Genomic DNA, 25,271 nt, shown 5'->3' with positions numbered 1-25,271 from the left:
CGACCTCCCCCGGCCCCCGATCACCCCTCGTACGGCGGGATTTCGCCCGAGCCGCGGGCGATCAGACGGGTGGGGAGCTCCACCCGGCGCGGCGGGTCGGCTATGCCGTCGAGGCGGCGGAAGAGAAGGCCCGCGGCGGTGCGCCCGAGGCGCGCCGCGTCCTGGGCGACGACGGTGATCGCGGGCCGGACGAGATCGGCCAGCTCGAAGTCGTCGAACCCCACCAGGGCGACCGGCTGCGGGCGTTCGCCCAGGACGCGGACGACCGTGACGGTGACGCGGTTGTTGCCGGCGAACAGCGCGGTGACCGGCTCGGGGCCGTCCAGCATGGCCGTGGCGGCGGAGCGTACGCGCTCGGGGTCGGTGGCGCCCAGCGACACCCAGGACTCGTCGACGGGCAGGCCGGCGGCGGCCATCGCGGCGCGGTAGCCGCGCAGTCGCTCCATCGCGGTGTGGATCCGGGGCTGGTCGCCGACGAAGCCGATCCGGCGGTGGCCGTGCGCGATGAGATGGGCCACCGCGTCCTGGGCGCCGCCGAAGTTGTCGGAGAGCACGACATCGGCGTCCACCTGGCCGGCCGGGCGGTCCACGAAAACGGTGGCGACGCCGGCCGCGATCTCCGGCTCCAGATAGCGGTGGTCGTCGCCGGCCGGGATGACGACCAGCCCGTCCACCCGCCGGGCGCACAGCGCCAGCACCAGCTCCTGCTCGCGGGCCGGGTCCTCGGCGCTGGAGCCGTTGATCAGCAGCGCGCCGTGGCTGCGCGCGACCTCCTCGACGGCGCGGCACAGCGGGCCGTAGAACGGGTCGGCGAGATCTTCCAGCACCAGTCCGATGCTCGCGGTACGGCCCTTGCGCAGGATCCGGGCGGAGTCGTTACGGCGGAAGCCCAGGGCCGTGATGGCCTCCTGGACGCGGCGTTCGGTGTCCGGTGTGACGCCCGGTTCGCCGTTGACCACCCGCGAGACCGTCTTGAGGCCGACCCCGGCGCGCGACGCCACATCCTTCATCGTGGGCCGGCTGCCGTAGCGACGGGCGGTGCCCCGGGCGGTGTCGGTCACGGTGTGCGGTCCTGTTTCTGTCGGGGGCGGGAGCCGGCCGCCGTGCCGGTGCCTGGCGGTTGCGGCCGGTGTGCGCGGATCTGGTGCGTCGTCTGTTGTCAGTTGCTGTCGGTGTACGGCGATTTGGGTCCGTGATCTGCTGTCGGTCGCGCGTGTGGCGTCGAGCATAGCCTCTAGACAACGTTGTCAATCGAGGGAAGACTGGCGTTCTCACGCCGGGCCGGCACCCCCGGCCCCCGGGCCCACCAGGAGATTCCACACCGATGCAGACGGACCTCAGCGCAGCTCTGGACATTGGCGGCACCAAGATCGCCGGCGCTCTGGTGGACCAGAACGGCAGACTGCTCGTACGGGCCGCCCGGCCCACACCCGCCGACCAGGACGGGGCGACGGTGATGCGCGCGGTGGCCGAGGTCGTCGGCGAGCTCGCCGCGGGCCCCGACTGGGCGCGGGTGGCGGCCGTCGGCATCGGCAGCGCGGGCCCGGTGGACGCCTCGGCCGGCACCGTCAGCCCGGTCAACATCCCCGGCTGGCGGGACTTCCCGCTGGTGGCGGGGGTGCGGGCGCTCGTCGGCGAGCGCCCGGTGGCGCTGGTCGGCGACGGTGTCGCGATGACCGCGGCAGAGCACTGGCAGGGCGCCGCGCGCGGCCATGCCAACGCGCTGTGCATGGTGGCCTCCACGGGGGTGGGCGGGGGGCTCGTCCTCAACGGGCGGCTGCACCCGGGTCCCACGGGTAACGCCGGGCACATCGGCCACATCAGCGTCGACCTCGACGGCGACCCGTGCCCGTGCGGCGCCCGCGGCTGCGTGGAGCGGATCGCCAGCGGCCCCAACATCGCCCGCCGGGCGCTGGCGAACGGCTGGCGGCCGGGGCCAGACGGGGACACCAGCGCCGCCGCCGTCGCCGCCTCCGCGCACGCCGGTGACCTGGTCGCGCTGCGTTCCTTCGAGCGGGCCGCCCAGGCGCTGGCCGCCGGGATCGCCGCCACCGCGGCACTGGTCGAAATCGATATCGCGGTCGTCGGCGGGGGAGTGGCGGGCGCCGGGGAGGTCCTCTTCGCCCCGCTGCGCTCGGCCCTGCGCGACTACGCGACGCTGTCGTTCCTCGCCGACCTGACGGTGGTACCCGCCCAAATGGGGACGGACGCCGGGGTGGTGGGCGCCGCCGCGGCCGCCGCACAACAGTCCCGTCTCGATGCCTTCGTGACCTCGCCCTGAAGCCACCCTTCGCCCCCGCGCGCCCCTTAGGCTGTGTGCCGACCACGCCATACGGGCAGCGGCACGGGCATCGAGGGGATCGGCGACGGTGACACCGGGGGAGCGCGAGCAGCGCGGTGCGGGTGAGGCGCGTGGGGCGAACGGAGCGAACGGTCCCGGGGAGGCGAGCGGTTCGCCTCAGGGCGGTCCGGCACAGAACGGCGCGGCAGTGAACGGCGCGGCACAGAACGGTGCCTCTCAGGGCAGTGGTGCGCAGGGTGCGCCTCAGAGCGGCGGTGCCAACGGTGCCGGTGGCGCAGGCGAGGCCGGAGGCGCGCCCGGTGCGCCCGCTGCGGCCGCCGCGAGCGGCCCCAAGCGCGGCACCGACGCCGATCTGACGGGGCGCCTGCTCGGCGGCCGTTACCGTGTGACCGGCCGGATCGGCCGCGGCGGAATGGGCGTGGTCTGCCGCGCCGTCGACGAGGTCCTCGGCCGCGAGGTCGCGTTGAAGGTCCTGCGCGCCTACACCGACGCCTCCGCCCCCGAGCTTGCCGACCTGCGCACCCGTATGCAGCGCGAGGCGCGGGCCGCGGCCCGTATCCGGCACTCCGGCGTGATCACCGTCCATGACGTCATCGACGAGGACGGCCGGCCCGTCATCGTCATGGAGCTGGTGGACGGTCCCTCGCTGGACGACGCCATCGGGCAGCGCGGCACCCTCGAACCCCGGGAGATCGCCCGGATCGGCGCCCACGTCATGGACGCGCTGGCCGCCGCCCACCAGGTCGGCGTGCTGCACCGCGATGTGAAGCCGGGCAATGTGCTGCTGGACAGCACAGGGCGGGTGGTGCTCACCGACTTCGGCATCGCCAGCATCGAGGCCCCGGGCGACGGCGCCACCACGAACATCACCCGCAGCGGCGAACTCGTCGGCTCGCTCGACTATCTGCCGCCCGAGCGCGCCCAGGGCCAGGACCCGACGCCCGCCTCGGACATCTGGTCGCTGGGGATGACGCTGTACGCGGCCGTCGAGGGCGGTGGCGCCCCGTTCCGCCGTACGTCGGTGTGGTCGACGCTCACCGCGATCGTCACCGAGCCGCTGCCCGAGCCACGGCGCGCCGGGCCGCTGACGCCGGTGCTGCACGCCCTGATGGCCAAGAACCCGGCCGACCGGCCGTCCGCCGCCGAGGCGCGGAGCCTGCTGGAGGCGGTGGCCGAGGGCCGGGAGCCGGCGGTGGCGCCGCCGTCCGGCACGCCGTATCTGCCCACCGCCACGGATATCCGGCCGCTCGATCCGCCGGCTCCGCCGCAGCCGGTGGGGCAGCGGACGGCAGGTTCTCCGGCGGCCGACGCGCCTGCCGCGGGACCGGCCGACGCGGGGGCGCCGCCGGCGAGTTGGCTGTCCGGACCGGGTTCCCAGGGCGGCGCACCGTCAGCCCAGCCCGCGCCCGCGCCCACGTCCGCCCAGCACAACGCCGCGCCGGTCACCGGCGCGGGCGCCCCGGCGGCCGCCCCCGGCTCCCCCGAAGCACCCACCGCCGCCTCCGCCATCGGACCCGGCTTCGACCCGCCCGGTGTGGTGAGCGGCCCGCCCGTGGGCAGCACGGGCACCCACCCGCAGCTGGGCGATCCGTCCGAGCGGGACACCGCACGGTTGCCCGCCCGCCGCCGGCGCCGGGTGGCGCTCGCCGTGGCGGCGGCGCTCGCCGTGCTCGCCACCGGTGGCGGTGTGACGTACGCGCTGGTCGGCGGGGGCCCCGACAAGACCGTCGCGGAGGGCGGGCGGCAGTCGGCGGCGCCGGCCGGGGAACCGACCGAGGCCGGCGAACCCAGCGCCTCAGCCGGCAAGGACGACGGCAAGGGCACGGCGAGTCCGTCGGCCGCCGCGTCCGGGAAGCCGTCCGGCGGTGCGACCTCGAAGGCCCCCAAGCCCGGGGCGGCGGGCGGGAGTTCGGGCGATCAGGACGGCGGCACGGACGCGGGCGGTACCACGGGCGGTTCGGACGGCGGCGGCTCCTCCGGAGGGTCGGACGGCGGCTCCGGTACGTCCGGAGGCGGCAGCGGGGGCACCACCACCGGTGGCAGCGGCGGCGGTGACCCCACCGAGGGGCCGTCGTGTGTGGACATCGGCGGCGGCAAGGCCAACTGCGACGTGTGGCGCACCTCCGACTCGTACACCGAGTCCTTCCAGAAGGTCGGCACGCTCAACATGGGCACCAACTACTTCTACTGCCAGGCGAAGCTGGGCCGCCGCGAGACGTACGGGGAGTGGACGAACGTCTGGTGGGCCAAGACCGATGACGACAGCGGCAATGCCGGTGTCTACATCAGCGTCGTCTACATCAAGGGCGGCGCGAACGACCAGCCGGTTCCGGGGCTGCGCACCTGCTGAACGCGGGCGGCCCGGTGCGGGTCGGCGGCGGCGCGGTAGACGGTGGTGCCGTGCGGCGGGACGGTCGCGGAGATGTCGCCCGTGGTGTGGTGGTCGCGGTGCTGCCACAGATCGCGCAGACGGTAGCGGTCGGCCCGGGGGAGGCCGATGTCCTCGGCGGTGGTGGTGATCCGCTGCGGCTGGTCGGTCTCGTTGAAGAGCGCGACCGCGCGGTCACCGTTCGCCAGTTCCTTGACGATCGTCCAGCGGCCGGAGTCGGCGGCGAGCACGGTGGCCTGTTTCCCCAGCGCGTCCTGGTCCAGGGCGATGACGTCGCTATTCGCCAGGATCTCGAATGTCGCGGGCGTGGCTTTGCGGAGGTCCGAGCCGATCAGCAGCGGCGCGGACATCATTGCCCACAGGGAGAAATGGCTGCGGTATTCGGTATCCGTCATACCGCCGTTGCCGACCTCCAGCATGTCCGGATCGTTCCAGTGCCCCGGACCCGCGTGCGGCGCCAGCGGCAGATTCTGCTTCAGCAGCGAGAGCATGCTCGACCATGTGTCGCTGATGTCGCCGGTCGTGCGCCACAGATGACCTACGTCCGACGCCCATTCCCAGGGCTTGTTCTCGCCCCATTCGCAGATGCTGTAGACGATGGGCCGCCCGGTGGCCTTGAGCGCGTCGCGCATGGTGCGGTACCGCTCCTTCGCGTCCACACCCTGGTTGTTGCAGTTGTCGTACTTGAGGTAGTCCACGCCCCAATCGGCGAACTGCTGGGCGTCGGACATCTCGTGGCCGAGCCCGCCGGGGAATCCGTTCTCGTTGCAGGTCTTGGTGCCGGCACTGGTGTAGATGCCGAACTTCAGGCCCTTGGAGTGGACATAGTCGGCGACGGACTTGATGCCGTGCGGGAAGCGCTTCGGATCGGGTACCAGCTTGCCGTTCTCGTCCCGTTCCGGCAGCGCCCAGCAGTCGTCGAGATTGACGAACTCATATCCCGCGTCTTTGAGGCCCTTGTCGAGGAAGAGATCGGCGATGCCCTTGACCATCTCCTCGTTGAACTCCGCCCGGCATTGCGTGGAGTTCCAGTTGTTGAATCCCATCGGGGGTGTCTTGGCGAGCTCATCGGGAAGCCGTGCCGCCTCGGCGGTGCTGGTGGTGCGGGTGGTGTCCGAGGGCGCCGGTGCCTCGGGCGTACGGGCCGCGGCGGGCAGGGCGGTCGCCCCTGCCGTACCGAGCAGCACGGCGGACAGTGCTCCGACGATTCTCCGGTGACCTCGCCGGTGGGTGGTGCGGAAGTGAACGCGCATGATTCGCGTCCTCCGTCCTCGTGAGAGGTATGGGGGGTCGTGTACCTGTCACTGGCGAGTGCTTACGGTAGGGCTTGTTGGAGTCTGTTGGAAGAGGCGCGACGTAGGCTCTGGTTCTGTTTGTTTCCGAGCGGCGCGTTCCCCGGGGGGCGTCCAGCGAGACGTCCGACGTGGCGGGGATGGTCGCCCTCCCGTCCGTGCTTGCCGCGCGCGGCCTTCACGGCACACGAGCCGACGTCGAAGAGCCCCGAAGAGTCGCGAAGAGCCCCATGTGTCCCCGAAGACCCCGAAAGGCCCCCGACGAGACCCGGAAGATGACGGTGAAGAGACCCGAAGAAGGAGACGGTGAGGGCAAGACCAATACCGTCAATCACGGGAACTCCCGGGAAAACGCCGACCACTGTTTTCCAGGCCCCCGGACGACGTCGCAATTCGGTCCACCGGAAATCCCCGCAAAGGGATATCAGCGACCGCCACTTCGACCGCCACGTCGGCAGAGCCGGAATCCGGGACCGGGACCGGACCCGCGCGGCCGCCACAATCCCGCCGTTCCACTCCACTCCACTCCGCCCCGCGCGGGCCGCCCGCCCACCCTCCAATTCACCTGGAAGGGCAACTCCCTCCTCCGAAGCCCTGACTTCCTCTCCGACAGCGGAAACTCCCGGTCACCGCGGCCCTGAACAATTCGCACGGCCGGTTCTTCATCGACCATCACAGCCGGTGGGGACTGGGCACGAGCAAGGGGTGGCCGCCCGTCCCTTGACCGCCCGACGCGCCGCCGTCATATGCGTTCTCCGCGCCCCGGCAGCCCGGCAGGGCCGTATCGGAAGGGTCCGTATGCGGGTGGGGGTTTCGGTACTGGAGGGGCTGGGGAGCGCTTGTTTGCCGGGGTTTCGCGGCGGGGGATGAGACGACCGGCATCCTCCCCGTGGTGTATTCCGCGATCGGCGCGTGCACGGGGGCAGTGAGGTCACCCCGGCCGGGCCGGTAGCCGAATGTGCGCCGTTCCCGGTCGCGCGCGAGGCCCGTGGTCCCGAGCGTTTCCGTGGCAGGGTGTAGCGGGCAACTCACCTGGGTCTAGGGAAGAGGGGAAACCGTGATCGTCTGGCTGAACGGCACGTTCGGTGCGGGCAAGACCACTGCGGCTCATGAACTGCTAGACCTGCTTCCCGGAAGCACGCTGTACGACCCCGAACTCCTCGGCCACGGGCTGCGGTTGATGCTGCCCGCCAAGCGCCTCGAGGAGATCGACGACTACCAGGATCTGCCGGCCTGGCGGCGTATGGTCGTCGACACCGCCGCGGCGCTGCTCACCGAGGTGCCGGGCCCCCTGATCACACCGATGACCCTGCTGCGCCAGGAGTACCGCGACGAGATCTTCGGCTCCCTCGCGGCCCGCCGCATTCCCGTACGGCATGTCCTGCTCCATGCGGAGGAAACGATCCTGCGTACGCGGATAGCGGGACGCGAGGAGATACCGGGAAACACCGAGGCCAATGAGTCGGTACGCCAGTGGTCCCTGGACCACCTCGGGTCGTACGCCGGTGCGCTCGACTGGATCAGGGCCGACGCGCATGTCGTGGACACCAGCGGCCTGACGCCCCGGCAGACCGCCGAACAGGTCGCCGAGGCCGTCCGGACCGGCGCCGGCTCCTGCGACATCGTGCAGACGCCCGAACCGACCGCCGAGACGCTCGCGGCCGGCGTCCTGCTCTTCGACGACCAGGACCGGGTACTGCTCGTCGACCCGACGTACAAGGCCGGCTGGGAATTCCCCGGCGGCATCGTCGAACCCGGCGAGGCACCCGCCCGCGCCGGCGTACGCGAGGTCGCCGAGGAACTGGGCATCCAGCTGCCGCGCGCCCCCCGGCTGCTGGTCCTCGACTGGGAAGCGCCCAAACCGCCCGGCTTCGGCGGCCTGCGGCTGCTCTTCGACGGCGGCAGGCTGACCGACGACCGGATCCGGGACCTGCTGCTGCCCGGCGCGGAACTCCGCGACTGGCGCTTCGTCACCGAGGCCGAGGCCGAGCAGATGCTGCCCCCGGTCCGCTGGAACCGGCTCCGCTGGGCGCTGCGGGCCCGCGAACGGGGGTGCCCGCTCCACTTGGAGGCGGGGGTTCCCGTGGGGTAGCCGGCCCCACCCGCCCCTACCACCCACGGGAGGTGACAGCCCGCAGGACGGAGTCCAGCGGGCTGTCACCTCACCCGACAAGCAACCGCCGCCGCAGGAGCAACGGCGAGCCACCACAACGGCGGTACAGCCGAAACGGCGAGCAACCAACTCGGCTAGGCCGAGCGCCGCGAATACCGCTGCAGGAACAACGCCTCCGCCAGCGACAGCCGCTCCAGTTCCTCCGGCGAGACGCTCTCGTTGACCGCGTGGATCTGCGCCTCGGGCTCGCTCAGCCCGATCAGCAGGATCTCCGTGTCCGGGTAGAGCGCGGCCAGCGTGTTGCACAGCGGGATCGAGCCGCCCATGCCCGCCGTCTGCATCTCGACGCCGTCGTACGCCTCACGCATCGCGGACGCCATCGACGCGTACGCCGGGCTGCTGGTGTCCGCACGGAACGGCTGCCCCTGGCCGACCTGCTCCACGGAGACCCGCGCGCCCCAGGGAGCGGCGCTCTCCAGATGGGCCGCCAGCAGCTTTGTCGCCTCGACCGCGTCGGTGCCCGGCGGCACCCGCAGGCTCACCAGCGCCCGCGCGCCCGCGTGCACGGACGGGGTGGCGCCGACCACCGGCGGGCAGTCGATACCGAGCACGGTGACCGCCGGGCGCGCCCAGATACGGTCCGCGACAGAACCGCTGCCGATCAGTTCCACGCCGTCCAGGACCTTGGCGTCCTTGCGGAAGTCCTCTTCCGAGTACTGCAGGCCGTCCCAGGTGGCGTCCGAGGCCAGCCCGTTGACGGTCGTCGAACCGTCCTCGGCGCGCAGCGAGTCCAGGATCCGGATCAGCGCCGCCAGCGCGTCGGGTGCCGCGCCGCCGAACTGGCCGGAGTGCAGATTGCCCGCCAGCGCGTCCACCTGCACCCGCACCAGCGTCATCCCGCGCAGCGTCGCGGTCACCGTCGGCAGACCGACCCGGAAGTTCCCGGCGTCGCCGATGACGATGCTGTCCGCGGCCAGCAATTCGGGGTGCGCCTCGGCGTACCGCTCCAGGCCGCCGGTGCCCTGCTCCTCCGAACCCTCCACGATCACCTTGACGTTGACCGGCACACCGCCGTGCTCCTTCAGCGCGCGCAGCGCCGTCAGATGCATGATCAGACCGCCCTTGCAGTCGGCGGCACCGCGCCCGTACCAACGGCCGTCGCGCTCGGTCAGCTCGAACGGCGGCGAGATCCAGGCGGCCTCGTCCAGCGGCGGCTGCACGTCGTAGTGCGCGTACAGCAGCACCGTCGGCGCGCCCTCGGGGCCGGGCAGGAACCCGTACACGGACTGGGTGCCGTCCGGGGTGTCCAGCAGCGCGACATCCTCGAAGCCCTCTGCACGCAGCGCGTCGGCGATCCAGTTCGCCGCCGCCTCGCACTCGCTCCTGGGGAACTGCGCCGGGTCCGCGACCGACTTGAAGGCCACCAGCTCGGCCAGCTCGGTCCTGGCACGGGGCTGCAGCGCGGCGACGGTCTGCGCGAGCGGGCTGTCAGACATGGAACGCTCCTTGTGGGCGCGGCGTTGAGTACGTGAGGCCGTCCGTCCTCGTGAGCCGGACGGGCCGGACGTACGGGATGAGTGCCCCCGATCTTCCCACAGGCGTTTCGCCCTTCAGCGGCGCCCGTAGGATGCGGGCGGTACGCGCAGCCAGCCATCGAACGGGAGCAGACGCACAGGTGAGCAGCGAGCGGGCAGCCGAGGACAACGAGCGGGCAGCCGAGGACCACCGGCAGGTGTGGGACGTCGTGGTGGTGGGCGCGGGGCCCGCCGGCGCCTCCGCCGCACACGCCGCGGCGTGCACGGGACGCCGGGTGCTGCTCCTGGAGAAAGCGGAACTGCCGCGGTACAAAACCTGCGGCGGCGGCATCATCGGCCCCTCGCGGGACGCCCTGCCGCCCGGCTTCGAACTGCCGCTCCGCGACCGCGTACACGCCGTGACGTTCTCGCTGAACGGACGGCTGTCCCGTACCCGCCGCTCCAAGAACATGCTCTTCGGGCTGATCAACCGGCCCGAGTTCGACGCCGGGCTGGTCGAGTCGGCGAAGGACGCCGGCGCCACGGTCCGTACCGGCGTCACGGTCGCCCGGGTCGAGCAGCACGGCGCCGAGGTCCCGGACCGGCGGACCGTGGCGGTGGTGCTGGGCGACGGCGAAGTGCTGCTGGCGCGCGCCGTGGTGGGCGCGGACGGCAGCGCGGGCCGGATAAGTGCGCATGTCGGGGTCAAGGTCGACCAGGTCGACCTCGGCCTGGAGGCGGAGATCCCGGTGCCCGCCACGGTCGCCGAGGACTGGGCGGGCCGGGTCCTCCTCGACTGGGGCCCGATGCCCGGCAGCTACGGCTGGGTGTTCCCCAAGGGCGACACCCTCACCGTCGGCGTCATCTCCGCGCGCGGCGAAGGCGCGGCGACCAAGCGCTATCTGGAGGACTTCATCGGGCGGCTCGGGCTCGCGGGCTTCGAACCGAGCATCTCGTCCGGGCATCTGACCCGCTGCCGCGCCGATGATTCGCCCCTGTCGCGCGGTCGGGTGCTGGTGTGCGGTGACGCGGCGGGGCTGCTGGAGCCGTGGACGCGGGAGGGCATCTCGTTCGCGTTGCGGTCGGGGCGGCTCGCGGGCGAGTGGGCGGTCCGCGTCTCCGAGGCGCACGACGCGGTGGACGCGCGCCGCCAGGCCCTCAACTACGCCTTCGCCATCAAGGCGGGCCTCGGCGTGGAGATGGGGGTGGGGCGGCGGATGCTCAATGTCTTCTCGCGGCGTCCCGGTCTGATGCACGCCGCGGTCACGGGCTTCCGGCCGGCCTGGCACGCCTTCGCGAAGATCACCCGGGGGACGACGACGCTGGCCGAGCTCGTGCGTACGCATGCGGTGGCGCGGCGGGCGCTGGAGACGTTCGACCGGGGGTGAGGCCTCCGGCCGGTAGCGCCTTCGGCGGGGTGGGGCGGCCGGGGCCGGTTGGGGGCTGCGGGAGGGCCCTCGTTGTCGTCGTCCGGCTCAGGTCTCGGTGATGCGGAAGACGGGGTGGCGGGGGGCCGCGGCGAGGAGTTCCTCGTCGCTGGAGTCGGCGGTGATCTCGCCGAAGTACGCCTTGACCTCCCAGCCCCAGCGTTTGAGATAGGCGCGCAGCAGGGCAGGGGCCTCGGCCGGTGGGACCTCCACGGCGGTGAACGGGCGGGTGCGGCGGCCGACGCGGAGTTCGCCGCCGCCCGCGGCACGCATATTGCGTACCCACTCCGAGTTGCCGCGCGCGGAGACGAGATAGCGGCCGTCCCCGTACGCCATCGGGTTCACCGGCACCCGCCGCCACTCGCCGCTCTTACGACCGCGGACTGCCAGGTCGGCCGAGCCGGCGAGGCTGATACCGCGGCGGGCGAGCCAGCCGATGGTGCGGTTGAGGCGGGTGGCCAGGGAGTTGGGCTTCAGATAGTGGGAGTGCGGCTGGGACTGGGGCTGATGCTGCGGTTGCTGTGACTGCGACATGGGTTCCTCGGTATCTGCTCGGGTGCCGCTCGGGTTCCGCTCGGGTTCCGCTTGGCTTCTGCTCGGGTCGTGGTGGAACGGCGCTCACCTCAGCGAGCGTTGATGTGCGATGTGATCGCCGTTCCACTTCGAGAGCAGTGCTCTCTCTTGCGAACAGTGTGCGCGAAACGGCCCCGCGAAAGCAAGAGCACTGCTCTCGTTTTTGTGCGGTGCTCCGAAAGCTGGCACACTGCTCTCCATGACGGCGATCCGAGGAGCCAGGGAACGAGCCCGCAGTGAAATCACCGCGGCCATCAAGGACGAGGCGCGCCGGCAGCTCGCCGCCGAGGGTGCCGCCAAGCTCTCGCTGCGCGCCGTCGCCCGCGAGCTCGGCATGGCTTCCTCCGCGCTCTACCGCTACTTCCCCAGCCGTGACGACCTGCTCACCGCGCTGATCGTCGACGCCTACAACGCGGTCGGCGAGGCGGCGGAAGCCGCCGGCGACACCGCCCGCGACACGGCCCGCGGCCCGTCCGCCGGCCGCCCCCTCGCCCGGTGGAGCGCCATCTGCGCGGCCGTCCGCGACTGGGCCCTTGCGCACCCGCACGAGTACGCGCTGATCTACGGCTCACCCGTGCCCGGCTACCACGCTCCCCGCAGCACCACGGAGCCCGCCGCCCGGGTCGGCCTCGCCCTGATCGGCGTGGTCCGCGACGCGCACGCCGCCGGCGCGCTGAAGGAGCCCGCCGAGCCGCTGCCCGACCCGGTGGTGGGCGATGCGCTGGCGCTCGCCGCCGAGCTGGGCGTGGAGCTGCCGGGCGCGGTGATGGCGCGGCTCATCGGGGCCTGGGCGCAGCTTTTCGGCCTGCTGAGCTTTGAACTCTTCGGCCAGTTCAACGGGGTGGTCGAGGCCCGTACCGAATTCTTCGAGCAGTCCGTCCGCCAGCTGGCCCGCGGCGTCGGCCTCACCACCCCGCGCTAGCGCGCCCTCGACCGTCCCCACGGCTGTCACCATCCCCACGGCTGTCACCGGCTTCCGGCGGCTACTCCCGTGGGAGTACCGCTGATCACTGCGCCGGGCTGACGCCGCCCGGCCCCGCCGCGGTCTAGCGTTACGGGCATGGAGAACGCACGGCCGTCGCGGGCGCGGCGCTGCCTCGGCCCGGTGGGGGCGCGGAGGTTGCCGCCGGCCGGTGAGGAACCGAAGAGCTGGGCGGGCACCCGGCTGCCCTGGCTCTCGACGCTCGCCGTGACGATCTTCGTCATGGCCGGCAGCCACTTCGCGGCGCGGGGCCAGCTGGACCGCGTCCCGCTCGACCTGTTCGCGCGCGCCCTGCTGTTCACCGGCGCGGCAATGCTGCTCTTCCGGCACCGTTACCCGCGAACCGTCGCCATCGGCACCGCCACCTCCGGCGCCGTCTACTTCGCGGCCGGTTATCCGTACGGGCCGATCTTCCTCACCATCGCGCTCGGCGCCTTCGCGGCGATCGTCGCCGGGCACCGGGCGGTCGCCTGGTGCGCGATCGGCGGGCTGTGGGCCAGTCATATCCTCGTCGCCCACTGGCTCTACCGGTGGCTGCCGCCGCACAAGAGTGCCCCCTGGGGGCAGGAGCTGTTCATCACCGCCCTGGTGGTGGCCGTGGTGGCGGTCTCGGAGCTGGCACGGGTGCGCCGCGAACAGTTCGCCAAGGTCCGCGCGGAACGGGCGGCCGCGGAACGTCGACGTGCCGACGAGGAACGGCTGCGGATCGCCCGCGAACTGCACGACGTCCTCGCGCACAGCATCTCCGTCATCAACGTCCAGGCGGGTGTGGGCCTGGCGCTACTGGACAACGATCCCGAGCAGGCGCGGTCCGCGCTCACCACCATCAAGGCCGCGAGCAAGGAAGCGCTGGGCGAGGTCCGACAGGTCCTCGACACGCTCCGCACCCGCGGCGACGCCCCGCGCTCCCCGGCCCCCGGCCTCGACCGGCTGCCCGAACTCACCGAACAGGCCAAGGGCGCCGGCCTCGCCGTGGACGTCATCGCCGAGGGCACCCGCACCGCGCTGCCGCCCGCCGCCGACCTCGCCGCCTTCCGGATCGTCCAGGAAGCGCTCACCAACATCGTCCGGCACTCGGGTTCCCGCACCGCGCGCGTCGTGCTCGGCCACACCCCCGGGGCGCTGGAGATCCGGGTCGACGACGACGGCCCCGCGACCTCCGGCGCGGGGGAACTCACCGGCGGCGGCAACGGCCTGGTCGGAATGCGGGAGCGAGCCGCGGCGCTCGGCGGCACCGTCGAGGCTGGCCCGCGCGAGGACGGCGGCTTCCGGGTCTCGGCACGCATCCCACTGGCCGGGGCGGACAGCCGTTCCGGGACGGGAGGCCGCGCCGGTGCCGACGACCCTGCCGAGGCCGGACGCCATGCCGGAGCGACGGGCCGGGGCGGGGTGGAAGACGATGCCGTGGCAGAGGGCGATGCCGTGGCAGAAGATGATGCCGCGGCGGAGGATCGGGCTCGGGCGGCAGACCACCCCCGGGCAGTAGACCACCCCCGAGCAGCAGATCAGCCCCGCCCGACAGACCAACCCCGTCCGACGGATCAGGCCCGACCGCCAGGCCCCGACCGGGCCCCGGGCGCCGCCGGTACGGTGACCCCGGCCCCCACCGAGGAGGAGTCGTGATCCGGGTACTGCTCGCCGACGACCAACTGCTGGTCAGGGCCGGCTTCAAGGCGCTGCTGGACGCGCAGCCCGACATCGAGGTGGTCGGCGAGGCCGACGATGGGGAGGCGGCGCTGGCGGCGGTCCGCGCGCACCGTCCGGACGTCGTGCTGATGGACATCCGGATGCCGGTGATGGACGGACTTGTCGCCACCCGTCGGATCACCGCGGACCCGCAGTTGTCCGGTGTCAAGGTCGTCATGCTGACCACCTTCGAGCTGGACGAGTACGTCTTCGAGGCGATCCGCTCCGGCGCCTCCGGCTTCCTCGTCAAGGACACCGAACCGGAGGAACTGCTAAGGGCCGTGCGCGCGGTTGTCGACGGCGACGCGCTGCTCTCGCCCGGCGTCACCCGCCGCCTGATCGCCGAGTTCGCCGCCCGCTCCAAGGAACCGGCCGCGGCCGGCGCCCTCTCCGAACTGACCGAGCGGGAACGCGAGGTGATGGCCCTGGTGGGCATCGGCCTCTCCAACGAGGAGATCGCCCGCCGCCTGGTCGTCAGCCCGCTGACCGCCAAGACGCATGTCAGCCGCACGATGGTGAAACTGGGCGCCCGCGACCGTGCCCAACTGGTCGTGCTGGCCTACGAGTCGGGGCTGGTGCGCCCCGGCTGGCTGGGCTGACCTCCCGGGAGCCCCGGCTGGTGTCCGAGGAGTGCCGGGTGGCGATGCCAGCGCAGCACCCACAGCAGCCGGACGATGAACGTCGCCAGCCCGAGAAGGGCGCTCACCGCGAGCCACGGACCTTCCCAGGACCACGGCATACCGGCCCACACGATCGGGCTGCCCAGCCCGAGAAACACAATGCCGCCCACGAACGCGGCGCTGACCAGCGCGAACACGATCTCGACCGTGATGGTGTCCCGCTCGTCCTGAGTACGGGTAGGTGACATGGTGAGAGTCTGCCATCCGCCGGCCGATTGCCCTAGAAGGTTGCGGGCGGGGATGTGGCACAGCTGGACCCCACGGCCGGGATACGAGCCCCCACGCACGCGCCTCCCCTCCCTGTACCCCCTCCGCACCACGGTGCACGAGCCGGCTCACCCGCAGTCCCTTCAAGGCGGCCGGTCCGAAGCCAGCCCCGCCGACCCGCCGCCTGCCCTTCAGATTCCCGACCGCTCCCTCCACAGCTCGAGCATGGCGTCATCACCGGTGATCTTCACCGCGTCCCACGGCAGCCGGTTCCACAGCGCGAGATACAGCTCCTCCGCCGGTCCTTCCATCGCGCAGTCCACCGGCGTCGCGTCCGCCGGTTCGCTCGTACGGACCGTGCGCGGCGGAGCGTCGGAGAGATGCACCGTCCAGACGGCGCCCGGTATGTCCGTCGCGTGCACCCGCAGCGTCCGAGGCGTATCCGTGCGGAGCCGGCTGCGTTCCAACGAGTGGATGCCCGCCAGGAGTTCGTCGATTCCGTCGGCGGCGAAGGCGGAGGGCAGCGGGGTGAGCGAGGCGCCGGCGGCCTGCTGCGCGTCCACGCGGTGCACCGACGTCTCATGGGCCTGGCGCCGCGCCCAGAAGGCCAGCGGAGACGGTGCGGGCAGGAACATCCAGGCGGTCAGGTCCGGCGGGGCGGTGTGCAGCGCCACCACGAGGCGGTGATGGCCGTCCCGGAACCAGGGCACCAGCTCTTCGTCGGTCAGCTCCGGAGCGGCCTCGGGACGGCTCGGCTGGTCGATTCCGTCGGTCACATATCCCGTCGCCCAGCGGTGAACTCGTCCTATGTGGATGATCAGGTCCCGCATCCGCCACTCCGGGCAGGCCGGAATCCGGGCCTCGGGCCCGGCTTGCTCCGCGGCGTCGGCGAACAACGCCCCGTCCAGTCGCAGTGCTTCGACGAACTCGGTGATCTCCATGCCCTCGAGTGTGCCAGCCGCCACTGACAACGGACCGGCGAGGGCGAGAGGGGGTGGAGGATGAGGGGGCGGGGTGCGCAGGTGGCCGAGGTGTGAGTGGGTGGAATCCTGGGCTCGGAGACCCGTCCGCCGGCCCGCCGCGCCCGAAAGGGCCGTCCGCATTTTGTTTACTCTCGGTACAAAGTGAGAATGGGGGCGTGACCCAGACTCGGACAACCAGGCTGGAGCGGGGCCGTGGCGCCCTCGGACCCGCACTGGAGCTCGTACACACCGGACGCGCGCCCACCCGCGCCGTCCTCACCTCGGAACTCGGCGTGACCCGCGCCACTGCCGGGGCGGTGGCCGCCGAGCTCGAAGCGCTCGGCCTGATCACCGTCGACTCCCGGCCGACCGCATCCGCCGGCTCCCAAGGACGGCCCTCCCACCGGCTGTTCGTCGACGAGAGCGGCCCCGTCGTGCTCGCCGCGCAGATCCACGCCGACGGGTTCCGCGTCGCCCTGGTAGGCCTCGGCGGCCGGATCGTGGCCACCACGACCGGCCGCGGCACCATCCCGGCGGACCCGGCGCACGTCCTGGCCGACGCCGTCGAGGCCGGGTCGGCGCTGCTGGCCGAGACCGGGCGGCGCTGCCTCGGCGCGGGCCTCGCGGTGCCCTCCGCCGTCGCCGAACCGGACGGCGAGGCCCTCAACCCGCTGCACCTCGCCTGGCCTTCGGGCGCCCCCGTACGCGCGCTCTTCCTCCAGGCGCTCGCCGATGCCGGCATTCCCGGAGTGACCGAGGCGATCGGCTTCACCGGCAACGATGTCAACCTCATGGCGCTCGCCGAACACCGGCACGGTGCCGGCCGGGGCGCCCGCGACCTGCTCTGTGTGGCCTCCGGCCACCGGGGCGTCGGCGGGGCGCTGGTGCTCGACGGCCGGCTGCACAGCGGCAGTTCGGGCCTGGCCCTGGAGGTCGGCCATCTGACGGTGAATCCCGAGGGCGCGCCCTGTCACTGCGGCAGCCGCGGCTGCCTGGACGTCGAGGCGGACCCGCTCGCCTTCCTCGGCGCGGCGGGCCGCGAACCCGGCCCCGAGGTCTCCCTGCTCCAGCAGGCCGCCGACCTGCTCCGGAACGAGCGCACCGACCCGGGTGTACGCCACGCCGCAGACCTCCTCATCGACCGGCTCGGGCTCGGCATCGCCGGCCTCGTCAACATCCTCAACCCCGACCGGATCATCCTCGGCGGACTGCACCGCGCCCTTCTGGAGGCCGACCCGGAGCGGCTGCGGGCGGTGGTCGCGGACCGCAGCCTGTGGGGGCGCAGCGGTGGCGTGCCGATCCTGCCGTGCAGCCTCGACCACAACAGCCTGGTCGGCGCCGCGGAGCTGGCCTGGCAGCCGGTACTGGACGACCCGCTGGTCATCGTCGACCGCTGACGGCGAGCGACAGCCGCCGTGATCCGGGGCACGGCCTAGGCTGCGGCCCATGATTCCCGAAGAGATCGCCCGCAGCCCGTACGTCAGCCTGGTCACGTACCGCAAGAACGGCACCCCGGTGGCCACCCCTGTATGGGCGGTGGCCGAAGGGGAGGAGCTGCTGGTGTGGACACGGGACGACAGCTGGAAGGTGAAGCGGCTCCGCAAGGACGCACGGGTGACGGTCACCCCGTGCGACGTACGCGGCCGGATCGCCGAGGGCGCGCAGACCGCCGAGGGCACGGCCCGGCTGCTGGAGGGCGCCGCCGCGCTCGGTCGCGTCCGTAAGGCGATGGCGGGCAAATACGGCCTGCGGTTCCGCCTGATGGACACCGGAGGCGCGCTGCTGCGGCGCGGCAGACGACCACATGTGGGGATCGCGGTCACGTTGTGAACGGCGGGTTGTGAGCGACGGTGGTGTCCCCTAGGGGGCGTTCGAACAGATCCCCTAGGGGATGCGAGGGCCCCCTGCGGGTCCACAACCTGGGGGATGGCGGGCGTATTCCCGTGCGTGGGGGTGGGGTGGGGCGACGGGCGTGCTCCCGTGCGTGGGGTGGGGCGACGGGCGGATTCCCCTGAGTGGCGTGGGGCGACGGGCGTATTCCGTGCGGGTGCGGGTGGGGGCCTGGGGCCGGGTCCGGCGGGTGTTCCCGCGCAGGGGACGCCGGCAGGGGGAGGCAGGGCGCAGGGGCGAGGCGTATCCCATACGGCGGCGAGCGTGTTCCCGGCGTCCGACTACAGGCGGCCCGCTACCGGCAGTCCTGCCACGTGCCGTCAGCCACCCGACGCTCCGACTACCCGCCGTCCGGCCGCTGCCGGCAGTCCGGCCACCCGCCGTCAGCCACCCGGCGTTCCGTCACCGGCCCCTCCCCATGCCGCGGCTCCCCATGTCGCGGCGAACGCGCGTGCCGGGTTGGCGGTCAGAATGCGCGTCACCAGGTCTTCGCCCAGGGCGAGTTCCAGCCGCGGCCGGTGGCGGCGCAGCAGATACGGCATCCCGGGGCCGCCGTTCACCGACCGGGCGTCGGCCGTGGTGGTGTCGCCGCCCAGCAGGATCCGGTCGCCGTGGCCCGCCTCGGTGAGCGCGGTCAGCGCGTCGGGCAGCCGCCAGTCGGTCGCATGATGGGCGCGCGAGGGCCCGTCGAAGGCCAGATACGCGCCCGCCTCAGCGGCCAGCCGGTGGACGGTCGGGTCCGGCGAACGGTTGAGGTGCCCCAGGACCACCCGGTCCGGCGGCACCGCCAACTCGTCGCAGAGCAGGTCGAGTACGTCCATCGCCCCGGTCCCCAGCTCCAGGTGGATGCCGATGGCCGCGCCGGTCACGTGGTGGGCCTCGGCGGCCGCCGTCATGGTGTGCCGGGCATGCCGGTCCAGACCGTGGAACCCCCCGGCGACCTTGATCATTCCGGCCCGGGGCCCGGTGCCGCCGATCCCCTCGGTCAGCTCCGCGACGAACAGCCCGGCAAGATCCGCACGGACCCGCGCCAGCACCTCCGCGGCATAGTGCGCCGCCTGGTGCAGCCCGGTGGCGGCGACGATCCGTACTCCCGACTCCCGTGCCAGCCGGGGCAGTTCGACGGCCCGCCTGCCCATGCCGTACGGCGTCCACTGGATCACCGCGGCGCCGCCCGCCGCGCGAAACGCGTCGAGCTCGGCGGCCGCGGCCTCGGTGTCGTCCAGCTCCTGGCCCGGCAATTGAGGGCTGCGGAGGAACAGATGATCGTGTGCGTCGCAGATGCCGAGGTCGACGGGGGAGATATCACCGAGGACCGTACGGATGGAGGTGACGGGGGTAACGGACGTGACGGAGGGGAGGGTGGTGAGCGACGGGCCGGCGTCCCGGCTCACCACTGCCGTCCCGCGCCCAGCCGGCCGACACCCGGCGCGGACAGATGCAGCACCTGGTAGCGGTCGCCCGCGGAGGCATGGGGGACGGCGTCCGACCACAGGGTGAAGTGGACCAGTTCCCAGTGCCGGGGGTCGAGGGCCAGCGCGGTGGAGTGCACGCCGTCCGTAGTGGCCAACTCCTCATGCGCGGCGAGCGCCCGCGCGATCGCGGTGGCCGGGTCGGTGCTCTCGGGGAGCGTCTCGGTCCGCCGGGAGAAGGTGCGGGGGAGGGCGCCGGAAGCCGGGCCGGGCAGGTGGAGGAGCCCCTGCCAGTGCTGCACGACCGGCCGCCCGAAATCGCGGATCACGCCCCGGAACCCGTCACCGTTCAGGAAGCGGTTCATGGCCTCCGGGTCGGCCCAGAGGTAGAACGGCGCGTACTGATTGACCGGCGAGCCGTCGACCCCGCGCTCGCGGATTCCGTACGCCTTGAGGCCGAGCCCTTCGAAGTCGTCCAGGAGATGGCCCTTGGACTTCACACGGTTCCGGATGATCTCCATGTCGTAGTCGGCGGGGAGTGTGATCGCGTATTGCATGGCCTGCATGGGGGCTCCATGTGGGGAGAGGAGGCGGGAGGGGGGAGAGGGGGGCTCAGCCGGCGGCGGGCGTGACCTGGGACGCGAGCAGTGCCAACGCGCCCCGTACCGCCGCGTCGAACGGTGCGGTGTCATCCGCTGCCCGTGCGAGGACATAGCCGCCCTGGACGACCGCGGCGACGGTCGCGGCGGTGGCCGCCGGATCCAGGGCCGCGGCCAGCTCGCCGCGTCGCTGCCCCTCGGCCAGCACCTCGGCGATCCGCCCCCGCAGCCAGCCGAACATCTCGTCCAGGGGCTGCCGCAGCTCCGGGCTCTGTACGACGTCCCGGTCCTGCGTCATCCGGCCGATGGGGCAGCCGCGCAGCACCCGCCGCTCGCGCAGGAGATAGGCCGCGACCCGCTCGTACGCCGTCCCCGGCCCTGACAGGCAGGCGTCGGCGGACTCCTTCATGGTCTCCGCGGTGCGCCGGATCGCGGCCAGCGCGAGGTCGGACTTGCCCGCGAAGTGGTGGTACATGCTGCCCTGGCCGACGCCTGCACGCTCCAGGATCGCCTTGGGGCTGGTGCCGACGTAGCCCCGCTCCCACAGGAGTTCCTGGGTGCTCCGGACGAGCCGTTCCTGAGTGCTCATGATCGCACTGTAGCGCACTGTACATACTAGTAGTTACAGAACTGCTCGGAGGGTGCGGCGCGGCGGTGGAGGCGGTGGAGCAGCGCCGGCCGATCCGACTACTCCCCAGGTCGTACGGCCGATGCCGCTGGCTGTACGACGACTCGCGGCCCCCGGAAGGCGAGGCTCGGAAGAGACAGCAGGACCCACTCCGAGAGCCATCCGTCACACCGAGGAGCTGATTTCGATGTTCGAGCTCGCCCACCCCTGGACCGGCGGCGGCCCCGGCCCCTGGATCCTCCTGGTTCCGCTGCTCTGGGCGCTGGTGATCTTCGCCGTGGTGACCGTGCTGCGCCGCACCGTCTGGCGGCACGGCGGCCCCGGCCGGCCGTTCCGCGGCCCGCGGTCCGCAGCCGGTGGCGACACCCCCACGCCGATCGCGGTACTCGGCCGTCGGTTCGCCGCCGGCGAGATCGACGAGGAGGAGTACTGGCGCCGGCTGTCCGTCCTGGAGGAGCACTTCGGGCCCGGCCCTGGCCCCGGCGCCAAGGGAAGCGCGGCGTGACCGTCGCGTCGTGCACGGCTCGTTGAACGACCTCGGCGGCGACCGACCGGCCGGCCGTCGCCAGGGGGAGGCCGACGAGACGATGACGATGAGGAAGACGAGAGGGGGGACGGTCGGCGGCACCGCCACCGCCACCGGCGGCGGCCGGCCCCGGGACCTCCGGACGTCAGCCGGCCGTCGCGCTCCGCAGGCGGGCGCGGGGGCCGTCCGTCATACGTGCCGCCTCCAGCGGCATGGTGTCCCAGCAGGCGGGCACCGGGCGGGCCTCTTCGAGGGCGGGGGCGAGGACCGGCAGGGTGAACCACACGACTTTGCCGGCGCCGTCCGGGCGTACCCCCCAGCTCTCGCTGAGCGCCGCGATCAGTGACAGGCCGCGCCCGCAGGTCTCCCAGGTGTCGGCGGCACGGATCCGCGGCAGCGTCGGATCCAGATCGTGCACCGAGACCGTCAACTGATCGAGGAGCGCGTGCAGTTCGAGCGTGCACTGTTTGCTGGGACGGGCATGTCGGTGGACATTGGCGAGCAGTTCCGTGACACCGAGCGTCGCCGGATCGACCAGGGCGTCGAGACGCCAGTACCGCAGTTGCGCGGAGACGATTCTGCGCACATGCCGGATGCGGGCCGGCAGGGCCTGGAGCTCCACCGTGCAGTGCCTGCTGGGCTGCCTGATCACGACCGCGACTCCCTGATGAGGCCGGGCGCCCCTCGCGATCTGGCAGGGGCGAAGATCGGATCCAGCGGTGTCGGCTGCGCCTCAGCGTCACCACTGGTGAACCCTCAGTGATACGAGTCCAGGGTCATCCAGTGGGTGCCGTCCCGCAACCGCACCGGCCGGGCCGCGGCAGGCCTTCAGGGGCGTGGTGGACGCGCCGCCTCAAGCGCTTTGAGGAAGAGTTCGGGCGCTCCGAGGGTCAGCGAATAGCGGTGGCCGTTGATCGTGGCGAGCGCCCGGTCACGCGCCGCGAACAGCGGTTTGTGCGCCTGCACCGCCTGCAGCGGCGCGCTGTCGATCTCCGTGCCGTAGCTGGTCAGCAGTGCCAGCCGGCCGTCCCGGATGACGACCTGCCCGGCGCGGGTAAGGGACCGCAGCCATCGCTCGATCCGTACGCCGGTCGCGTTGAATTCCGGCTCCGCCATGGCCACCACCTCCTCGGTACACGGGCAGGTGCCCTCCACCGCCCCTTGGTGGGAGTGTGCCCGTAGCGGGCCCCGCACACCAGTGCCCCCCGGCCCGCGAGACCGGCAACAGCCTTCTCCCAGGCCTTCCTTGGGGTGTCTCAAAGCGATGTTTATGCAGGTGAGAAGCGTGCGTTGGCTGGTTATAGTCGATAGCGGCCCGGCGTTCCGCGCGGGCCTCGAAACCCTTTGAGGAGCGCGCCGGTGAGCACCGCACAGCAGCCGCAGAGCCAGCCGGACCGTGAGATAGCGGCCGCGGCACCGATGTCGACCATCGATGTCGACCGCACCGATCCGGACTATCGGAGCTGGCTCAAAGAAGCCGTCCGCAAGGTCCAGGCGGACGCCAACCGCACCGCCGACACCCACCTCCTGCGCTTCCCGCTCCCCGAGCACTGGGGCATCGACCTCTATCTGAAGGACGAGTCGACGCACCCCACCGGCAGCCTCAAGCACCGGCTGGCCCGCTCGCTGTTCCTCTACGGGCTCTGCAACGGCTGGATCCGCCCCGGCAAGCCCGTCATCGAGTCCTCCAGCGGCTCCACGGCCGTCTCCGAGGCGTACTTCGCGTCGCTGATCGGGGTGCCCTTCATCGCTGTGATGCCGGCCACCACCAGCCGTGAGAAGACCCGGCTGATTGAGTTCCACGGCGGCAGCTGCCATCTCGTGCAGGACCCGCGGACCGTCTACGAGGTGTCCGCCCGGCTCGCCGCGGAGTCCGGCGGCCACTACATGGACCAGTTCACCTATGCCGAACGGGCGACGGACTGGCGCGGCAACAACAACATCGCCGAGTCGATCTACCAGCAGCTGCGGCTGGAGCGCTATCCCGAGCCCGCCTGGATCGTGGCCACCGCGGGCACCGGCGGCACGTCCGCGACCATCGCCCGCTACGTCCACTACATGCAGCACGACACCCGCGTCTGCGTCCCCGACCCGGAGAACTCCTGCTTCTTCGACGGCTGGCTCACCGGCGACGCCGAGACCGACTGCGCCACCGCCTCGCGCATCGAGGGCATAGGGCGGCCGCGGATGGAGCCGAGCTTCGTGCCCGGCGCCATAGACCGGATGATGAAGGTCCCGGACGCGGCGAGCGTGGCCGCGGTGCGCGCGCTGGAGACGGCGATCGGCCGCAAGGCGGGCGGCTCGACCGGCACCGGGCTGTGGAGCGCGCTGAAGATCGTCTCGGAGATGGTCGCCGAGGGCCGTACGGGCTCCGTCGTCACCCTGCTCTGCGACCCGGGCGACCGCTATCTCGACAAGTACTACTCCGACGACTGGCTGGCCTCCCAGGGCCTGGACATCGCGCCCTACGCGCGGACCATCGAGACGTTCCTGGCGACCGGGACCTGGGGCGGCTAGGGGCGGTCCGACGGGGCAGGGCCCGGCCACGAACCATCGGCCCGGCCCTGAGCCGCTTCCCGGGCGGTGCGCCCCGTGCGTCAGCCGTCGGCGAGCCGGCGGTCCAGGGCCCGCACCGACTCCCGGAAGGCGCGGCCCAGGCCCGGCCGGGCCAGCGTCAGCGCGAAGCGGAGCGGCGCCGGGCCGTCCGCCGCGAACGTCCACCGCACCCGGGTCCCGCCACCGGACGGCGTCAGCCGCCAGTCCTCCAACAGGGCGCGCAGCCCAGGGGCGTTGGTGGTGTCGACCCGGTACGCGTAATGCCTGTCCGGTTCGGTGGCGAGCACCGTCTCGGTGAAGCGGGTGCCGCCCGTCAGCCGCACCTCGCGGCCCCTGCCGCCGTCCGTCGGAGCCGACCGCGACACCCCCGTGAACCAGCGGGACCAGCCCTCGACGTCCTCCGCCAGCGCGGCGAAGACCGCCTTGGGCGGCGCGGCGGCCTCCGCCGCGAACACCAGCCGCAGCGGGGCGGACTCGACGAAGTCGAGCTCGACGGGGCGGAGACGGCGTGCCATGGGACGAGCACCCCCTACGGGGAACGGCGACGGGGCCAGGGTCTGTCCGGTGGAGCATCGCGGGGCCCGATCCACCGGACAGGCCCCGCGCCGCACACCATAGCTGGCGACCCGTCAGATGTCTGCGTCGTCCCGCCGCTCGCCCGCCACCAACAGCTCCGGCGGCAGCTCGGCGAACTCCGCGCGCGCCTCCGCGGACAGCCCGGCATCCGTCACCAGCACATCCACCTCCGCCAGCGACGCGAACGAACTCAGCCCGACCGTGCCCCACTTGGTGTGGTCGGCGACCACCACCACCCGGCGTGCGGACCGCACGAAATGCCGGTTGGTCTCCGCCTCCGCCAGATTCGGCGTCGACAGGCCCGCCTCCACCGATATGCCGTGCACCCCGAGGAAGAGCACATCGAAATGGAGCGACCGGATCGCGGCATCCGCCACCGGGCCCACCAGGGTGTCCGACGGCGTACGCACCCCGCCCGTCAGCACGACCGTCGCGGCCCCCGCGCGCGGGCCCGTACTGCCGCTCGCCGCCGCGCGCTGGGCGGTGTAGAACACATCGGCCACCCGGACGGAATTCGTCACGACCGTCAGATCCGGGACATCCAGCAGCTGCTGCGCCAGCGCGAACGCGGTCGTGCCGCCCGCCAGCGCGATGGCGCTGCCCGGTGCCGCCATCTCGGCCGCGGCCCTGGCGATGTCCTCCTTGGCGGTCAGCTCCAGCGCCGACTTCGCCTCGAAACCCGGCTCATGCGCGCTCGGCTCGCTGACCGGCACCGCGCCGCCGTGCACCTTCTCCACCATGCCCTGGCGGGCCAGCGCGTCCAGATCACGGCGGACCGTCATGTCCGACACGCTGAGCCTGCGGGTGAGCTCATTGACCCGCACCCCGCCGCGCCGCCTGACCTCGTCGAGAATCAGGGCACGCCGCTGCTCCGCGAGGAGGTTCTGGTTGTCGCTCACCCGGCCCGTCCCTTCCGCCCGGCTGCTGTCTCGGGTAGTCCGCGCCGGCTGCCGCCAG

The 25,271-nt window shown here is 72.5% G+C and carries 22 protein-coding genes and 2 pseudogenes; 11 read left to right on the top strand and 13 right to left on the bottom strand.

What is annotated here, in order from left to right; translation table 11 throughout:
• Window positions 1-20 precede the first annotated feature (20 nt).
• The gene (locus FCH28_RS31325; RefSeq protein ID WP_136743556.1) at window positions 21-1,061 is read right to left on the bottom strand and encodes a LacI family DNA-binding transcriptional regulator; all 1,041 of its coding nucleotides are present in this window, start codon (window positions 1,059-1,061) and stop codon (window positions 21-23) included.
• A gap of 263 nt (window positions 1,062-1,324) precedes the next feature.
• Here FCH28_RS31325 and FCH28_RS31320 point away from each other — a divergent pair, with 263 nt between their 5' ends.
• Together FCH28_RS31320 and FCH28_RS31315 are read left to right on the top strand one after the other, a co-directional pair.
• A complete protein-coding gene (locus FCH28_RS31320; RefSeq protein ID WP_136743555.1) occupies window positions 1,325-2,281 on the top strand; it encodes an ROK family protein in 957 nt (318 codons plus the stop codon).
• Between the two features lie 208 nt (window positions 2,282-2,489).
• A complete protein-coding gene (locus FCH28_RS31315; protein ID WP_425472041.1) occupies window positions 2,490-4,652 on the top strand; it encodes a serine/threonine-protein kinase in 2,163 nt (720 codons plus the stop codon).
• A gap of 8 nt (window positions 4,653-4,660) precedes the next feature.
• On the opposite strand, the pseudogene FCH28_RS31310 reads toward FCH28_RS31315, so the two are convergent.
• Window positions 4,661-5,944, bottom strand: a pseudogene (locus FCH28_RS31310) (glycoside hydrolase family 27 protein); the annotation flags it as partial.
• A gap of 1,096 nt (window positions 5,945-7,040) precedes the next feature.
• Between FCH28_RS31310 and FCH28_RS31305 the strand changes: the two are divergent.
• The gene (locus tag FCH28_RS31305; RefSeq protein WP_136743554.1) at window positions 7,041-8,075 is read left to right on the top strand and encodes an NUDIX hydrolase; all 1,035 of its coding nucleotides are present in this window, start codon (window positions 7,041-7,043) and stop codon (window positions 8,073-8,075) included.
• Window positions 8,076-8,230: 155 nt separating this feature from the next.
• Here the strand turns inward: FCH28_RS31305 and FCH28_RS31300 are convergent, their stop codons facing one another.
• On the bottom strand, window positions 8,231-9,592 hold the full coding sequence (locus FCH28_RS31300) for a dipeptidase (RefSeq protein WP_136743553.1): 1,362 nt from the start codon (window positions 9,590-9,592) through the stop codon (window positions 8,231-8,233).
• Window positions 9,593-9,771: 179 nt separating this feature from the next.
• Here FCH28_RS31300 and FCH28_RS31295 point away from each other — a divergent pair, with 179 nt between their 5' ends.
• Window positions 9,772-10,998, top strand: coding sequence for a geranylgeranyl reductase family protein (locus tag FCH28_RS31295; RefSeq protein WP_187363972.1), 1,227 nt, complete (start codon window positions 9,772-9,774; stop codon window positions 10,996-10,998).
• Between the two features lie 87 nt (window positions 10,999-11,085).
• Here the strand turns inward: FCH28_RS31295 and FCH28_RS31290 are convergent, their stop codons facing one another.
• Window positions 11,086-11,571, bottom strand: coding sequence for a nitroreductase family deazaflavin-dependent oxidoreductase (locus FCH28_RS31290; protein ID WP_136743552.1), 486 nt, complete (start codon window positions 11,569-11,571; stop codon window positions 11,086-11,088).
• A 238-nt stretch (window positions 11,572-11,809) separates the two neighbouring features.
• Between FCH28_RS31290 and FCH28_RS31285 the strand changes: the two genes are divergently transcribed.
• From FCH28_RS31285 to FCH28_RS31275, 3 genes and pseudogenes are all read left to right on the top strand, one after another.
• Window positions 11,810-12,532: a TetR/AcrR family transcriptional regulator gene (locus FCH28_RS31285; protein WP_136743551.1), complete on the top strand. Its 723-nt coding sequence runs from the start codon at window positions 11,810-11,812 to the stop codon at window positions 12,530-12,532.
• Window positions 12,533-12,670: 138 nt separating this feature from the next.
• Window positions 12,671-13,891 (top strand): annotated as a pseudogene (locus FCH28_RS31280) (sensor histidine kinase); the annotation flags it as partial.
• A gap of 320 nt (window positions 13,892-14,211) precedes the next feature.
• Entirely contained in the window at window positions 14,212-14,877 is a 666-nt protein-coding gene (locus FCH28_RS31275; protein WP_136743549.1) for a response regulator transcription factor, read from the top strand.
• Here FCH28_RS31275 and FCH28_RS31270 read toward each other — a convergent pair.
• Both FCH28_RS31270 and FCH28_RS31265 read right to left on the bottom strand, forming a co-directional pair.
• Window positions 14,838-15,146, bottom strand: a complete 309-nt coding sequence (locus tag FCH28_RS31270; protein WP_136743548.1) for a DUF6332 family protein — start codon at window positions 15,144-15,146, stop codon at window positions 14,838-14,840. The genes FCH28_RS31275 and FCH28_RS31270 overlap by 40 nt on opposite strands.
• Window positions 15,147-15,356: 210 nt before the next feature.
• Window positions 15,357-16,106, bottom strand: a complete 750-nt coding sequence (locus FCH28_RS31265) for a maleylpyruvate isomerase family mycothiol-dependent enzyme (RefSeq protein ID WP_136743547.1) — start codon at window positions 16,104-16,106, stop codon at window positions 15,357-15,359.
• Between the two features lie 197 nt (window positions 16,107-16,303).
• On the opposite strand from FCH28_RS31265, the gene FCH28_RS31260 reads away from it, so the two are divergent.
• Complete coding sequence (locus FCH28_RS31260; protein ID WP_136743546.1) at window positions 16,304-17,524, top strand: ROK family protein; 1,221 nt, start codon at window positions 16,304-16,306, stop codon at window positions 17,522-17,524.
• Between the two features lie 49 nt (window positions 17,525-17,573).
• Window positions 17,574-17,957 (top strand): PPOX class F420-dependent oxidoreductase, encoded by a 384-nt coding sequence (locus tag FCH28_RS31255; protein WP_136743545.1) that lies wholly within the window; start codon window positions 17,574-17,576, stop codon window positions 17,955-17,957.
• 443 nt (window positions 17,958-18,400) lie between these two features.
• On the opposite strand, the gene FCH28_RS31250 is transcribed toward FCH28_RS31255, so the two are convergent.
• From FCH28_RS31250 to FCH28_RS31240, 3 genes are all read right to left on the bottom strand, one after another.
• Window positions 18,401-19,342 (bottom strand): phosphotriesterase family protein, encoded by a 942-nt coding sequence (locus tag FCH28_RS31250; protein WP_246103416.1) that lies wholly within the window; start codon window positions 19,340-19,342, stop codon window positions 18,401-18,403.
• Between the two features lie 65 nt (window positions 19,343-19,407).
• On the bottom strand, window positions 19,408-19,995 hold the full coding sequence (locus FCH28_RS31245) for a DUF4865 family protein (protein ID WP_136743543.1): 588 nt from the start codon (window positions 19,993-19,995) through the stop codon (window positions 19,408-19,410).
• 46 nt (window positions 19,996-20,041) lie between these two features.
• The gene (locus FCH28_RS31240; RefSeq protein ID WP_136743542.1) at window positions 20,042-20,617 is read right to left on the bottom strand and encodes a TetR/AcrR family transcriptional regulator; all 576 of its coding nucleotides are present in this window, start codon (window positions 20,615-20,617) and stop codon (window positions 20,042-20,044) included.
• Between the two features lie 226 nt (window positions 20,618-20,843).
• Here FCH28_RS31240 and FCH28_RS31235 point away from each other — a divergent pair, with 226 nt between their 5' ends.
• On the top strand, window positions 20,844-21,161 hold the full coding sequence (locus tag FCH28_RS31235; RefSeq protein WP_136743541.1) for an SHOCT domain-containing protein: 318 nt from the start codon (window positions 20,844-20,846) through the stop codon (window positions 21,159-21,161).
• Between the two features lie 166 nt (window positions 21,162-21,327).
• Here FCH28_RS31235 and FCH28_RS31230 read toward each other — a convergent pair whose 3' ends face one another.
• On the bottom strand, window positions 21,328-21,834 hold the full coding sequence (locus FCH28_RS31230) for an ATP-binding protein (protein WP_136743540.1): 507 nt from the start codon (window positions 21,832-21,834) through the stop codon (window positions 21,328-21,330).
• A 176-nt stretch (window positions 21,835-22,010) separates the two neighbouring features.
• The gene (locus FCH28_RS31225; protein ID WP_136743539.1) at window positions 22,011-22,298 is read right to left on the bottom strand and encodes a hypothetical protein; all 288 of its coding nucleotides are present in this window, start codon (window positions 22,296-22,298) and stop codon (window positions 22,011-22,013) included.
• Between the two features lie 303 nt (window positions 22,299-22,601).
• On the opposite strand from FCH28_RS31225, the gene FCH28_RS31220 reads away from it, so the two are divergent.
• Window positions 22,602-23,699 (top strand): PLP-dependent cysteine synthase family protein, encoded by a 1,098-nt coding sequence (locus tag FCH28_RS31220; protein WP_136743674.1) that lies wholly within the window; start codon window positions 22,602-22,604, stop codon window positions 23,697-23,699.
• A gap of 80 nt (window positions 23,700-23,779) precedes the next feature.
• On the opposite strand, the gene FCH28_RS31215 is transcribed toward FCH28_RS31220, so the two are convergent.
• Together FCH28_RS31215 and FCH28_RS31210 are read right to left on the bottom strand one after the other, a co-directional pair.
• Window positions 23,780-24,253 (bottom strand): SRPBCC family protein, encoded by a 474-nt coding sequence (locus FCH28_RS31215; RefSeq protein ID WP_136743538.1) that lies wholly within the window; start codon window positions 24,251-24,253, stop codon window positions 23,780-23,782.
• A gap of 114 nt (window positions 24,254-24,367) precedes the next feature.
• On the bottom strand, window positions 24,368-25,213 hold the full coding sequence (locus FCH28_RS31210) for a DeoR/GlpR family DNA-binding transcription regulator (RefSeq protein WP_136743537.1): 846 nt from the start codon (window positions 25,211-25,213) through the stop codon (window positions 24,368-24,370).
• Window positions 25,214-25,271: the final 58 nt, after the last annotated feature.

This window comes from Streptomyces piniterrae (assembly GCF_005048155.1).
Lineage (GTDB): Bacteria > Actinomycetota > Actinomycetes > Streptomycetales > Streptomycetaceae > Streptomyces > Streptomyces piniterrae.
The sequence above is the reverse complement of the archived record's forward strand: the minus strand, read 5'-3'. Positions and strand labels throughout refer to the sequence as shown.